At 72.8% G+C, this 12288-nt stretch carries 14 protein-coding genes; 4 read left to right on the forward strand and 10 right to left on the reverse strand.

What is annotated here, in order from left to right:
- Positions 1 to 126 precede the first annotated feature (126 nt).
- The 4 genes from AB0D31_RS23985 to AB0D31_RS24000 form a co-directional block, all read right to left on the reverse strand.
- A complete protein-coding gene (locus AB0D31_RS23985; RefSeq protein WP_362726631.1) occupies positions 127 to 888 on the reverse strand; it encodes an SDR family oxidoreductase in 762 nt (253 codons plus the stop codon).
- 17 nt (positions 889 to 905) lie between these two features.
- Complete coding sequence (gene fabG / locus AB0D31_RS23990) at positions 906 to 1667, reverse strand: 3-oxoacyl-ACP reductase FabG (RefSeq protein WP_362726633.1); 762 nt, start codon at positions 1665 to 1667, stop codon at positions 906 to 908.
- 203 nt (positions 1668 to 1870) lie between these two features.
- The gene (locus tag AB0D31_RS23995; protein WP_267054354.1) at positions 1871 to 2254 is read right to left on the reverse strand and encodes a DUF3037 domain-containing protein; all 384 of its coding nucleotides are present in this window, start codon (positions 2252 to 2254) and stop codon (positions 1871 to 1873) included.
- A complete protein-coding gene (locus tag AB0D31_RS24000) occupies positions 2251 to 3150 on the reverse strand; it encodes a HipA family kinase (RefSeq protein WP_362726636.1) in 900 nt (299 codons plus the stop codon). The genes AB0D31_RS23995 and AB0D31_RS24000 overlap by 4 nt, the downstream gene beginning before the upstream one ends.
- A gap of 156 nt (positions 3151 to 3306) precedes the next feature.
- On the opposite strand from AB0D31_RS24000, the gene AB0D31_RS24005 reads away from it, so the two are divergent.
- Positions 3307 to 3792: a Rieske (2Fe-2S) protein gene (locus AB0D31_RS24005; protein ID WP_362726639.1), complete on the forward strand. Its 486-nt coding sequence runs from the start codon at positions 3307 to 3309 to the stop codon at positions 3790 to 3792.
- Here AB0D31_RS24005 and AB0D31_RS24010 read toward each other — a convergent pair.
- A complete protein-coding gene (locus AB0D31_RS24010; protein WP_362726642.1) occupies positions 3779 to 4429 on the reverse strand; it encodes a cysteine hydrolase in 651 nt (216 codons plus the stop codon). The two genes, AB0D31_RS24005 and AB0D31_RS24010, sit on opposite strands and share 14 nt — an antisense overlap.
- Positions 4430 to 4536: 107 nt before the next feature.
- Here AB0D31_RS24010 and AB0D31_RS24015 point away from each other — a divergent pair, with 107 nt between their 5' ends.
- Positions 4537 to 5013, forward strand: coding sequence for a pyridoxamine 5'-phosphate oxidase family protein (locus AB0D31_RS24015; protein WP_362726644.1), 477 nt, complete (start codon positions 4537 to 4539; stop codon positions 5011 to 5013).
- Positions 5014 to 5053: 40 nt separating this feature from the next.
- Here the strand turns inward: AB0D31_RS24015 and AB0D31_RS24020 are convergent, their stop codons facing one another.
- Positions 5054 to 5965, reverse strand: a complete 912-nt coding sequence (locus AB0D31_RS24020) for a LysR family transcriptional regulator (RefSeq protein WP_362726647.1) — start codon at positions 5963 to 5965, stop codon at positions 5054 to 5056.
- A gap of 38 nt (positions 5966 to 6003) precedes the next feature.
- Between AB0D31_RS24020 and AB0D31_RS24025 the strand changes: the two genes are divergently transcribed.
- The gene (locus tag AB0D31_RS24025) at positions 6004 to 7056 is read left to right on the forward strand and encodes a DMT family transporter (protein WP_362726650.1); all 1053 of its coding nucleotides are present in this window, start codon (positions 6004 to 6006) and stop codon (positions 7054 to 7056) included.
- Here the strand turns inward: AB0D31_RS24025 and AB0D31_RS24030 are convergent.
- Positions 7044 to 8384 carry an aminotransferase class I/II-fold pyridoxal phosphate-dependent enzyme gene (locus AB0D31_RS24030; protein ID WP_362726653.1) on the reverse strand — a complete coding sequence of 447 codons (1341 nt, stop codon included), beginning with the start codon at positions 8382 to 8384 and terminating at the stop codon, positions 7044 to 7046. The genes AB0D31_RS24025 and AB0D31_RS24030 overlap by 13 nt on opposite strands.
- A gap of 23 nt (positions 8385 to 8407) precedes the next feature.
- On the opposite strand from AB0D31_RS24030, the gene AB0D31_RS24035 reads away from it, so the two are divergent.
- A complete protein-coding gene (locus AB0D31_RS24035; protein WP_362726656.1) occupies positions 8408 to 9091 on the forward strand; it encodes a pyridoxamine 5'-phosphate oxidase family protein in 684 nt (227 codons plus the stop codon).
- 51 nt (positions 9092 to 9142) lie between these two features.
- Here the strand turns inward: AB0D31_RS24035 and AB0D31_RS24040 are convergent, their stop codons facing one another.
- The 3 genes from AB0D31_RS24040 to AB0D31_RS24050 form a co-directional block, all read right to left on the reverse strand.
- Positions 9143 to 10216, reverse strand: coding sequence for an EamA family transporter (locus tag AB0D31_RS24040; RefSeq protein ID WP_362726708.1), 1074 nt, complete (start codon positions 10214 to 10216; stop codon positions 9143 to 9145).
- A 236-nt stretch (positions 10217 to 10452) separates the two neighbouring features.
- Positions 10453 to 11439: an EamA family transporter gene (locus tag AB0D31_RS24045; RefSeq protein WP_362726659.1), complete on the reverse strand. Its 987-nt coding sequence runs from the start codon at positions 11437 to 11439 to the stop codon at positions 10453 to 10455.
- A 147-nt stretch (positions 11440 to 11586) separates the two neighbouring features.
- Positions 11587 to 12081, reverse strand: a complete 495-nt coding sequence (locus tag AB0D31_RS24050; protein ID WP_362726711.1) for a Clp protease N-terminal domain-containing protein — start codon at positions 12079 to 12081, stop codon at positions 11587 to 11589.
- Positions 12082 to 12288 lie beyond the last annotated feature (207 nt).

The following is a 12288-nucleotide window of genomic DNA, read 5'->3' on the forward strand; positions in this document are numbered from 1 at the left end:
GGCCGCCACTGACAACGCCGCCCGAGCCCGCCCCCCTGCCCCGGCCGACGCACCGCACGGCAGTGCCCTGCCGCGTCGACCGACGGACGGGGCAGGGCACTTGGCAGATACCGGCGGCCGGTACTTTCAGTGCCCTCCCGCGTTGAGGAAGAGCCCGCCGTCGACGACCAGGGTCTGTCCGGTGACCCAGGCCGACTGGTCGGAGGTGAGGAACGCGGCGGCGCCGCCGATGTCCGAGGGCACGCCGAGCCGGCCCATCGGGTACACCGCGGCGGCCTCCGCCTCACGGCCCTCGTAGAGCGCCTGGGCGAACTTGGTCTTCACGACGGCCGGGGCGATCGCGTTGACCCGTACCGTCGGCGCGAACTCGTGGGCCAGCTGGAGGGTCAGGTTGACCATGGCCGCCTTGCTCATGCCGTACGCGCCGATGAAGGGCGAGGCGGAGACGCCGGCGATGGAGGCGATGTTCACGATCGCGCCGCCGTTCTCCTTCTGCCAGGCCTTCCAGGTCTGCTGGGCGAAGCCGAGCGCCGAGATCACGTTGGTCTCGTACACCTTGCGGGCCACGTTCAGGTCGAGCTCGGCCATCGGGCCGAAGACCGGGTTGGTGCCCGCGTTGTTGATCAGGAAGTCGACGCGGCCGAAGGCCTCCATGGTGCGTTCCACGGCGGCGGCCTGGTGGGTCTCGTCGGCGGCCTTGCCCGCCACCGCGACGACCCGGTCGGAGCCGAGCTTGTCGACGGCCTCCTTGAGAGCGTCCTCGCCGCGTCCGGTGATGCACACCCGGTCGCCGCGCGCGACGAGCGCCTCGGCGATGCCGTAACCGATGCCACGGCTGGCGCCGGTGATCAGGGCCACCTTGCCCGACAGTTCGGGAAGTTCAGTCATGTTCCGTATCCCTGCGCTTAGTTGAGCGGTCCGCCGGCCACGTACATGACCTGGCCGGAGACGAAGCCCGCGGCGTCGCCCGTGAAGAAGGCGATGGCGTTGGCGATGTCCTCGGGGAAGCCGACGCGCTGGACGGGGATCTGGGTGGCGGCGGCGGCCTGGAACTCTTCGAAGCCCATGCCGACACGGGCGGCGGTCTGCGCGGTCATCTCGGTGACGATGAAGCCGGGGGCGACCGCGTTGGCGGTGATGCCGAACTTGCCGAGCTCCTTGGCGAGGGTCTTGGTGAAGCCCTGGAGGCCGGCCTTGACGGCGGAGTAGTTGGCCTGGCCGCGGTTGCCGAGCGCGGATGACGAGGAGAGCGAGACGATACGGCCCCACTTGGCGTCCACCATGTGCTTCTGACAGGCCTTGGCCATCAGGAAGGCGCCCTTGAGGTGCACGTTCATGACCAGGTCCCAGTCCGACTCGCTCATCTTGAAGAGGAGGTTGTCGCGGAGCACGCCGGCGTTGTTGACGAGGATGGTCGGCGCGCCGAGCTCGGCGGCGACGCGCTCGACGGCGGCATCCACCTGCGCGCTGTCGGAGACGTCGCAGCCGACGGCGAGGGCCCGGCCGCCGGCCGCGGTGATCGTGTCGACGGTGTCCTTGCAGGCCGCCTCGTCGAGGTCGAGTACGGCGACGGCCCGGCCCTCGGCCGCAAGCCGGACGGCGGTCGCGGCGCCAATGCCCCGCGCCGCCCCCGTCACGATGGCGACACGCTGCTCGGTGGTGGACATGCTGTTCTCCTCGCCCTGGGATCCGCGGTCCTCACTCGCTGAGCAACCGCTTAGTAGCTTCAGCAGACGAGACGCTAGAAGCCCTGGCACGCGGTGTCAACGGCCCACGGATCCCGCGGCGCATGTCACACCCCCGCAGCACCCCCGCCACACCCCTGTCACGCCCGGTCGAGGGGCGACCAACGGCGTGATCAGCGGCGTGGTCAGCGCACCAGCAGGTCGAGCAGCCGCTCCGTCTCGGCGGCCGGATCCGCGGTCAGACCGGTGTGCACCGGGCCCGGCTGGACCACGGTGGAGCGGGGTGCGATCAGCCAGCGGAAGCGGCGGCCCGGATCGTCGCCGGCCGCCTGCCCGGCGCCCTCGCCGCCGCCGCAGACGCCCTCGACGGCGCGCAGCGCGGCCCGTACGCCCACCACGTCCGCGGCCGGGTCGAGCGCCCTCAGTTTCGCCTCGTCCAGGTGCGTGCGGGCCGCGACGAAGGAGTGGGCGCGGCAGTAGACCAGCACGCCCGCGTTGAAGCATTCACCGCGCTCGACGCGCGGCACCACGCGCAGCAGCGCGTACTCGAAGACATCGCGCTTGCTCAACGGTCGGCATCCTTCTTGGTGGTCGCGCTGTTCTTGCTGTTCTCGGTGTTCTCGGTGTTCTCGGTGTTCTTGGTGGGGTGCGGCCAGGGCTTGACGTGGTCGGTCAGCCACCCCGGGGCCCGCGAGGGCCTGGTGGCGGTGGGGGCGTCCAGGATGATCCGCTCGTGGATCGTCGCGGCGCGGGCGAGCAGCGGCTCGACGTAGGCGCGGCGCAGCGCGTCGGTGGAGTCGAAGCCGGGCTCGTCGACCAGCCATTCGTCGGGCACGAGGGCGGTGACCTCGGTCAGGAGCTCCTCGGTCACCAGCGGCGCCAGGCCGGCGGCGGCGGAGGCGATGTCGGGTCCGAACGGCGCGAGCGCGTGGTCGGAGGCGTTGTAGGGCTTGGCGGCGGAGGCCGCGGCACCGGGCCAGTTGTGCTGCCAGATCATCGTGGCGCCGTGGTCGATGAGCCACAGGTCGCCGTGCCAGACCAGCAGGTTGGGGTTGCGCCACGAGCGGTCGACGTTGTTGATCAGCGCGTCGAACCAGACGATCCGGCCCGCCTCGGCCGCGTCCACCTGGTAGGCGAGCGGATCGAAGCCGAGCGAGCCGGGCAGGTAGTCCATGCCGAGGTTGAGGCCGCCGCTCGCCTTCAGGAGTTCCTGCACTTCCTGGTCGGGTTCGGACAGGCCGATGACCGGGTCGAGCTGGATGGTGACGAGCTCCGGCATGCGCAGTCCGAGCCGCCGCGCGAGCTCTCCGCAGACGACCTCCGCGACGAGCGTCTTGCGGCCCTGGCCGGCGCCGGTGAACTTGATGACGTACGTTCCGAGATCGTCGGCCTCGACGATGCCCGGAAGCGACCCGCCCTCACGCAACGGCGTGACGTACCGGGTCGCGGTGACTTCAGTGAGCATGGGCCCAGGCTACGTCCCGCCCCTTCGGGCGCCCGCTCCTTTTCCCGTCCCGCCCCCGCCGGCCCCGCAAGAAGTCACCCTCGCGCTGAACACCCCGTGCCTCACTCCCGTACTCCCCCACGCAGTCACGCGTCGTACGTCGAGAGGACAGTCAGCATGAGCACCGAAGCGCACTCCGTACCCGTGCGGGTAACGGCTCCCGCGCCCGCGCAGGTACCGGCGCGCCGTACCGTCATCGCGTGTGTCGGGGCGGCCGGGCTCGCCGCCGCGCTCACGGCATGCGGGGGCAGCTCGGACAGCGCGGCCGGGTCGAGCCCGGCCGCACCCGCCGGGGGCGGCGGGGCCAAGGGCGGCGGTGGCGTCCTGGGCAAGACCTCCGACATCCCGCAGGGCGGCGGGAAGATCTTCGCCAAGGAGGGCGTCGTCGTGACCCAGCCCACCGCCGGCCAGTTCAAGGCGTTCTCGGCGAAGTGCACCCATCAGGGCTGCGCCGTGTCGTCCATCGCGGACGGAACCATCAACTGCCCGTGCCACGGCAGCAAGTTCGACGTGACCGACGGCAGCGTGAAGGCCGGTCCCGCGCCGTCCCCGCTGCCCGCGGCCGCGATCTCCGTCGAGGGGGACTCGATCAAGCTGGCGTAGCGCGCCCCGCTTCCTTGAAGCAGCCCAGGATGGCGTCGGTGGTGGTCACGGTGGCGACGAGGGCGAGGGTGTTGCGGACCATCGCGGGGGTGTAGTCGGCCGGCAACCCCGCGATCGCGTCCGAGGCGACCACCGCCGTGTAGCCGAGGTTGACCGCGTCGAAGACGGCGTTGGGGATCGCGACGTTCGCCGAGACACCGGTGACGATCAGGGTGCGGCAGCCGAGGTTGCGCAGCAGCGGGTCGACGTCCGTGCCGGACACGGGCGAGAGGCCGTGCAGACGGCGTACGACGAAGTCCTCGTCGGCCACCTCGATCGGCTCGGCGATACGCACCGCCCGCGAGCCCGAGTACTGCTGGACCGGGAGCCGTTCGGCGGCCCGGAAAAGCCGTGCGTTGCGGTTGGCCCCGCGTCCGTCGGGGCGGCGCTCCGCGACCGCGTGCAGCACCTGGACACCCGCCTCGTGCGCGCCCGCCACGAGCCGCGCCACGTTGATCAGCATCCCCGATTCCCGTGCCTGCGCGGCGAGTTCGGGCAGTGCGCTGTCGTTGCCGACCACGCCCTGCTGGCACTCGACGGTCATCAGTACCGTGGTCGCGGGGACGAGTTGCTGTGCGAGGAGTTCCTTCGTCGCCATGGCGCCGGAGGCTAACCGCCATTGCGCGACGAGGGAAGAGCGCGCCATGATTCCTGACGTACCGTCAGACGCCGTGCCGGCGTGGGACCTTCGAAGGGATGGAGCGGATGACCGACACACAGCGCCGGGGCCGCCGGATCATGATGACCGACGCGGAGCGCGACGCCTTCCTGGGTGAACAGCGCACGTGCCGGGTCGCCACGGTCGCCGCGGACGGCAGCCCGCACGTCGCCCCGCTCTGGTACGTCTGGCACGGCGGCTCGCTCTGGCTGTACTCGATCACGCGCAGCCGCCGCTGGACCCAGCTCGGCAAGGATCCGCGCGTCGCGGTGGTCGTGGACGACGGTACGGAGTACGGGGAGCTGCGCGGGGTGGAGCTGAGCGGCCGCGTCGTCCCGGTCGGCGAGGCGCCCCGCGCCGGGGCGTCGTGCCCCGAACTCACCGATGTGGAGCGGCTGTTCGCGGCGAAGCACTTCGGCCTCGACGAGATGGTGCACGACGGCCGGCACGCATGGCTGCGGCTGACCCCGTCCACGGTCGTCTCATGGGACTTCCGCAAACTGGGCGGCGTGTTCGGACAGTGAGTTCGGGCGGCGCGTTCGGGCAGTGAGTTCGGGCGCCGAGTCAGCCCGCCCGGACCAGCCGCTCGCCCGCCGCGGTCAGCGCGTCGACGGCGGCCCGGATCGAGGGCCTGCGGTCGGCGTCCGCGCGCCACACCGCGTAGACGTGGCGGTTCATCGCGTCCCGCACCGGGATCACGCGCACCCCGCCGGGGACCGGGCCACGGCCCAGACGCGGGGCGATGCTCACTCCCAACCCGGCTTCGACCAGGGCAAGTTGAGTGGCGTGCTCGCGGGCGACATGGGCGATCCTCGGCTCGATGCCCTTGCCGCGCAGGGTGAACATCAGCCACTCGTTGCAGAACTCGCCCTCGGGCCAGGTGATCCACTCGTCCTCGGCGAACTCCTCCAGGTCCACCACATCGCGGCCGGCGAGCGGATGGTCCGCGTACAGCGCGACATCCGCGAGGTCGTCGAGGACGGCCCGCTTGGCGAGCCCGTCGGGCAGCGGGAGCGGCTTGTTGTACCAGTCGAGGACGAGCGCGAGGTCGAGGTCGCCGAGGAGTACGCCCTGGACCGACTCGTCGGCCTCCAGCTCGTCGGAGCGGACCGCGAGCTGCGGGTGGTCGGCGCGCAGCGCCGCGAGCGCCGCGGGGAAGAGCCCACGGGCGGCGGTGGCGAAGCCCGCGATCCTGAGCTCGCCCACGACCCGGCCCCGCTGCTCTTCCAACTCGGCCTGTGCCACCTGGACTTGGGACAGAATGCGGGCCGCATGATCGGCGAGCAGCCGGCCGGCGTCGGTGAGCCGCACCCCGCGCCCATTCTTGGCGAGCAGCGGCTGGCCCGCCTCCCGCTCCAGTTTGGCGAGCTGCTGGGAGACGGCGGAGGTCGTCACGTGCAGGGTGTCGGCCGCGCCGCCCACCGAGCCGTGCCGGGCCACCGCGTCCAGGGTGCGCAGGCGCTCCAGATTCAACATGTAAGCGATGCTAATCCATCTGCGTACTGAAGTCTCGCTTGTGCTACGCGGTCTCGGGCCCCATCGTGGTCGTCATGAGCACTGCCACCCCGCCCCGGCCTTCCGCCACACCCTCCACACCCTCTTCGGCCCCGGCCCATCCCCCCTCGCACGCCGCCCGCGCTGCGACCGGTGTGCCGGCCGGACAGCGCCGCCCCGCCCTGGACTGGCGGGTCCGGTTCGCGGGGCTCTCGCTGATCTGGGGCTTCAGCTTTCTGCTGATCAAGGTCGGCACGGACGGCTTCGCTCCCTTTCAGGTCACGTTCGGACGGCTGCTCTTCGGCACCCTGGTATTGGCCGTCGCGATGGCGGTCAAGCGTGCGCCGCTGCCGCGCGGACGCCGCACCTGGCTGCACCTCACGGTGGCGGCGTTCTTCCTGAACGCCGCGCCGTTCTCGCTGTTCGCGTACGCGGAACTGACGATCCCCTCGACGCTGGCCGGCATCTGCAACGCGACCTCGCCGCTGTGGGGCATGGCTCTGTCGATGGTGGCGCTCTCCGAGGACCGCCCGACGCGGCGCCGGGTGGCGGGGCTCGGCCTCGGCTTCCTCGGGGTGCTCACGGTGCTCGGCGCCTGGCAGGGCTTCCAGGGGCTGGACGCCAAGGGCACCGCGATGGCCCTGCTCGCCTCGCTCTGCTACCCCGTCGGCTGGATATACGTGCGTCGCACCCTCGCCGGCACCGGGCACTCCAGCCTGTCCCTGATCGGCCCACAGCTCGGCGTCGCCACCCTGCAACTCGCCCTGGTCACCCCGCTGTTCGCCGGTTTCCCGAGCTCGTTCCCGGTGGTTGCGCTGCTGGCCGTCGCCGCGCTCGGCGCGCTCGGCACGGGGCTCGCGGTGCTCGTCCAGTACGGGCTCGTCAACGAGGTGGGACCGACGACGGCGCAGATGGTCACCTACTTCATCCCGGTGATCGCCACGGCCGCCGGCGTCGCGGTCCTCGGCGAGAGCCTCAGCTGGAACACGCCGGTGGGAGCGGCCATCGTCCTGGCGGGCGCCGCCCTTACGCAGAGCCGGCCCCGCGCGAGGGCGAAGGCTCAGCAGACATAGCTGCTGCCGGGGCCCGGGCCGACCGCGGAGGCGATGGCGTCCGCGAGCGGCCCGAGGTCGTCCGCGGTCAGGCTCGACACGGTGATCCGCACCCCGGGCGCCGAGGCAAGGCGGAAGCGGGCGCCGGGCGCCACCGCCCAACCCGCGTGCAACAGCCGGGAGACAGCGCCCGTCTCGTCGGGCACCGGCACCCACACCACGAAGCCGCTCCGCCCATGGGCCTCCACCCCCCGCTCGCTCAGCGCCCGCAGCAGGCCCTCGCGCCGCTCGCGGTACGAGCGCGCCACCTTCGCCGCGTCGACGGCGCCGGAGCTCCACAACTCGACGATGGCCCGCTGGAGCAGCCGGCTCACCCAGCCGGGCCCGAGCCGCTGACGCCCGCGCACCCGGTCCAGCGTGACGGCGTCGCCGGTGAGCACGGCGAGCCGCAGGTCCGGCCCGTATGCCTTGGCCACGGACCGTACGAACGCCCAGTGTTCGGTGGCGGGTGCGATGGGGTGCAGCGGCAGATCGACCATCCCGTGGCCGTGGTCGTCCTGGATGAGCAGCACGCCCGGGTGCGCGGCGAGCACGTCGTGCAGCGCCCGGGCCCGGGCCGCGCTCACGGTCGCGCCGGTCGGGTTCTGTGCGCGGCAGGTGACCACGACGGCTCGGGCGCCCGCGGCCAGGGCGCGTTCGAGCCCGTCGGGCAGCGGGCCCTCGTCGTCGAGCGGCATGGGTTCGGGCCGCAGGCCGAGCGCCGGTACGAGGTCGAGCAGCGCACCCCAGCCCGGATCCTCGATCGCCACGGCGTCGCCGGGACGCAGATGGGCGGTGAGTACCCGCTCGATGGCGTCGAGCGAACCCGAAAGCACCCCGACCGGGCCGCCCGGCACGCCCTGCTCGTCGAAGACGGCGCGGGCGATGCGGGCGAGATCCTCGTCCACGGGGTCCTGCCCGTACATGTACCGGGCGGGCCGTTCGGCGTTGGCGCGCGCGGCGGCGGCCAGCGCGTCGCCGAGCGGCGGGAGCAGCCGCGCGTCCGGGTTGCCGTCGGCGATGTTGCGCACCCCTTCGGGCACGTCGACGCGGATGAGGTCGCGGGCGGTGCTCGCCGGCCTCGGGCGCACCCGGCTGCCGCGACGGCCGGCCGTCTCGATCACTCCGCGGTCGCGCAGCAGGCGGTAGGCGGCCGCGACGGTGTTGGGGTTGACGCCGAGCTCGGTGGCCAACTCCCTTAGTGGGGGCAGCAGTTGACCCGGTTCGAGCCCGCCGGAACCCACCGCGCGCTCCACGCTCTCGGCAATCTCCGATGCACGCCGCCCTGCGATCCGATATTCTCCTAGCACAAACATCAGTATGCACTAGTGCAATGGAGACTGCAATGCCGGACACCGTGACCGCACAGCCCTACGAGGCGACCGACCGCACCGTGCCGACCCGGTCGCGCGAGCGGGCCTCGTACGACCGGGAGCTGGTGCACTCCGTCCTCGACACGGCGTACGTCTGCCACCTGGGGTTCGTCCGTGACGGCGCGCCCGTCGTGCTGCCGACGCTGTTCGCCCGGGTCGGCGAGCGGCTGTACATACACGGCTCGACCGGTTCGCGTCCGCTGCGCGCGGCGGGCCAGGCCGACCCGGGGCTTCCGGTCTGTCTGACGGTCACCCATGTCGACGGCCTGGTGCTCGCCCGGTCCGCCTTCCACCACTCGATCAACTACCGCTCGGTCGTGGTGCACGGCATCGCGCAGGAGGTCACCGACCCCGAGGAGCGGCGCACCGCCCTGGACGCGCTGGTGGACCACGTCGTCCCGGGCCGCGCCCTCGACTCGCGGCCGGCCAACGCGAAGGAGCTGGCCGCGACGGCGGTGATCAGCCTCGATCTGAACGAGGTCTCGGCGAAGCTGCGCACCGGCGGCCCGAACGACGACGCCGACGACCTCGCCCTGCCCCACTGGGCCGGCGTCCTGCCCCTCACCCCGTCCTACGGCACGCCGATCCCCGCGGCCGACCTCGACGCGTCGGTGCCGGTCCCCGGATACATCAGCGCGCTCTGAGACCGGACCCAGGCGGGACGGGCCGGAAGGGCGATCGGGCGCCGCGCTCCCTCAACGCCCTTGCCCCGCACGGGCCTTCGTCGCCCGCTCCTGCACGGCCACGCCGCGCCGGGCCCTCGCCGCCTGCCTGGTTTCGGACGCGGCCAGGCCGACCACCGCGAGCAGGAGCAGCGCGGTGCCCGTCGCCGTGGCCGCGGTGATCCGTTCACCAAGCACCGATACGGCGATCACGGCCGCGCCAACCGGTTCGAGCAGCATGATCACGGAGACGGTCGCGGACCGGACGACCGCCGCTCCGGCGAAGTAGAGGGCGTACGCGAGCGCCGTCGGCACGGCCGCCACGTACAGGAGCAGGATCACCACGCGCACCGGTTCGACCGTGTGCGGCAGCAGCCCCTCGGTGCTCGCGAACGGCAGCAGGCAGAGCGCGGCGACACCGAACGCCCAGGCCGTGGTCGACGAAGCGTCGGCGGCGCCGCCGTCGCGCCCGAGCCACCGGGTCAGCAAGGTGATGGCGGCGTAGCCGGCGGCCGACACCAGCGCGAGGACGACCCCGGTGGGCCGCACCGTGCCGCCGCCGTTGCCGGTCCACAGCACAGCGAGGCCGGTGAGCGCGCCGGTGACGGCGGCGGAGCCGGCCCAGCCGATCCGTTCGCCGAGGGTGAGGCGGGCGCCGAGGGCGATGAGGACGGGCCCCGCGCCCAGGGTCACCACGGTCGCGACGGCGAGCCCGGTCGCTTCGACGGCCGCGAAGTACGCGCTCTGGAAGATCATCAGGCCGATGCCGTTGCCGAGGATGCGCAGCAGCCGCCGACCGCGCGCTTCAGGTGCGGCGAGGGCGGCGGGTGCAGCGGGCACGGCGGGTGCGGCGGGTGCGGTGAGTACGGGGGGTGCAGCGGGTACTGCGGGCGCGGGGCGGCGGCGCAGCGCCATCGCGCCGAGCAGCAGGACGAGCCCGCCCGCGCAGCGCCAGAAGGAGAGGGCGAGGGGTCCGAGGTCGCTGGCCCCGAAGACCAGGGCCGCCGCGCCGCCGGCGGTGCCCCAGGCGAATCCGGCGAAGGCGAGATAGAGCAGACCGCGCTGGACGGGCAGTGGGGCATTGGGCAACGGCTCGGTGGGGACCATGGCGAGGCCCGTGGAAGAGTTCGGCACGTACGTACTCCGATGAGGAAGACAGCTGACTGGTCGCCGGCGTGGAGTGCGCGGGCAGCGACGAGCCGCTCGGCAACCGGCCGAGCAGGGTCTTCGTCAGGGAGCGAGCCGCCCGCGTTACGCGGCGGGAGGCGGCAGTACGGTCGCGTGCATGAGCGCCACCCTAGGGGATGTCTGACGGATCAGGGCCGGGGGCGCGGCAATCAGCACTACTGGGCGGCGGAGCGTCCGGCCGCCAACTCCCCTTCGGCGGACCCGGGTCCGCCGGAGGCGACGGGCCCCGAGGCCGCTTTCGGCGCCGACAGCTGGGCGATGAACGCCCCGCACAGGACCACCACGCCGCCGACGATCTGCGGCGCGGCGAGGTGCTCGCCCAGCAGAACCCAGGCGAAGACCGTCGCGATCACCGCCTCAAGGCAGGCGACGACTCCCGCCACCTGCGGGGAGAGCCGGCGCACCGAGGTGACGCCGGTGACGTAGGCGAGCACGGTGGCGATCAGCACGATCCAGCCCAGCAGCAGGGCCGCGGGCACCGTCGTGCCGTTCATGTCGGCGCTGCCGCCGAGCACCGCCCACTTCATGCCCCAGGGCCGGGCCAGGACGGTCAGGACGAGGGCGCCAATGAGGAGTCCGTAGGCGATGACGCCGATGGGGTCGGCCGCGTCGTCGCCCTCGCCGCCCTGGTCGGACAGGACGAAGTAGCCGACCTGGCAGCAGGCCGCGCCGAGCGCGAGGAGCAGCCCGAGCGCGTCGAAGCTCAGTCCGGACCAGATCTCCACGACGCAGGCGAGTCCGCCGGCGGCGAGCACCACACCGACCGCGGCGGCCCGCGTCACGGGCCTGCGCTGGACGAAGCGGACCCAGCCGAGGACGAGCGCGGGCGCCAGGTATTCGACGAGCAGGGCCACGCCCACGGGTATCCGGGAGAGTGAGGCGAAGTAGCAGGCCTGGACTCCGGCGACGGCAAGGAGCCCGAATCCGGCGAGCAGAGCGGGCTTGCGCAGCACCAGACCGCGGTGGCGCCAGGCCACCGGGAGCATCATGAGCGCGGCCCCGGTCACCCGCAGCCACACCACGTGCAGCGGGTCGAGCCCCGCTTCGATGAGCGGCTTGGCCGCCACACCGGAACCACCGAATGCGAAGGCCGACACCAGGGCGAGTCCCAGGCCGGCGCTTCTTCCCTGAGACGCGTGCATCGGCACATCATGGCAGGCCGGGTCAGGACCGTCATATGCGTGACGCCTGTCGAGACGGCGGCCCGGGAGGCGGGGCCGGCGGCTCGTGCCGGCGGCCCAGGAGGCGGGGCCGGCAGCTCGTGCCCCCTGGGGCCGGTGCCGTGGTTGTCAGGCCTGGCGCGAGGGCTCCGGGAACCGGTCGGTGAGCCCGGGCTCACGGAGGTGGTCGGTGAGCGAGGTCGCGTCCACCCCGGCGCGGGTCAGGACCTCGATGGCGCGGCACTCCGGATCGGCGGCCAGCGCCGCCAGCAGGTCCCGCCCCTCGGCCCGCTGGTCGCCCCGGGCCGCGGCGCGGCGCAGCGCGTGCTCCATCGCGGTGAGCGCGCTCGGCGACCAGCCGGGCTGGGTCATCAGGGGCACCGCCCCCGAGTCCTCGACGGAGCCCTGCCAGCGCAGCCCGTATCCGATGCTGCGCTGCACGAGGTAGCCGAGCACCCGCGCCACCTGCGGCCCGCTCTCGAAGGCGGCCCGCACCTCGGGGTCGCTCTCCATCAGCGAGTGCAGCAGATGGGCAGTGTCCAGCTGCCGGTCCCCGTCGCGCAGCGCACGCCTTCGGGCACCTGTGACCATCGAGGCCAGCTCGTCGGTGAGCCGGGCCTCGATGTCCGCCGGGGCCGGCGCGGCTACGGGGCCCGGGGCGTCCGCGGGGTCTGCGGAGACTCGGGGCTCGGCGGACTCCACGAAGGAAGAGACCTGGCGCGCCGCTCCGGGGGGAGAACTGTGCACCCCTCAACCTCACCAGCCGCCGGCTCGCAGGGCATCCGCGTGCGGGAGCATTCGTCCATCCGACAGAAGGTGGGCACGGATGAC

The organism is Streptomyces sp. NPDC048361 (assembly GCF_040651795.1).
Classification (GTDB): domain Bacteria; phylum Actinomycetota; class Actinomycetes; order Streptomycetales; family Streptomycetaceae; genus Streptomyces.

Bases quoted from the DNA above. Each gene is read 5' to 3' on its own strand.
- AB0D31_RS24010 (WP_362726642.1), bottom strand. From the start codon at position 4,429: ATGGCGACGAAGGAACTCCTCGCACAGCAACTCGTCCCCGCGACCACG.
- AB0D31_RS23985 (WP_362726631.1), bottom strand. From the start codon at position 888: ATGACTGAACTTCCCGAACTGTCGGGCAAGGTGGCCCTGATCACCGGC.
- AB0D31_RS24020 (WP_362726647.1), bottom strand. From the start codon at position 5,965: ATGTTGAATCTGGAGCGCCTGCGCACCCTGGACGCGGTGGCCCGGCAC.
- AB0D31_RS24015 (WP_362726644.1), top strand. From the start codon at position 4,537: ATGACCGACACACAGCGCCGGGGCCGCCGGATCATGATGACCGACGCG.
- fabG (WP_362726633.1), bottom strand. From the start codon at position 1,667: ATGTCCACCACCGAGCAGCGTGTCGCCATCGTGACGGGGGCGGCGCGG.
- AB0D31_RS24040 (WP_362726708.1), bottom strand. From the start codon at position 10,216: ATGGTCCCCACCGAGCCGTTGCCCAATGCCCCACTGCCCGTCCAGCGC.
- AB0D31_RS24000 (WP_362726636.1), bottom strand. From the start codon at position 3,150: ATGCTCACTGAAGTCACCGCGACCCGGTACGTCACGCCGTTGCGTGAG.
- AB0D31_RS24045 (WP_362726659.1), bottom strand. From the start codon at position 11,439: ATGCACGCGTCTCAGGGAAGAAGCGCCGGCCTGGGACTCGCCCTGGTG.
- AB0D31_RS24035 (WP_362726656.1), top strand. From the start codon at position 8,408: ATGGAGACTGCAATGCCGGACACCGTGACCGCACAGCCCTACGAGGCG.
- AB0D31_RS24005 (WP_362726639.1), top strand. From the start codon at position 3,307: ATGAGCACCGAAGCGCACTCCGTACCCGTGCGGGTAACGGCTCCCGCG.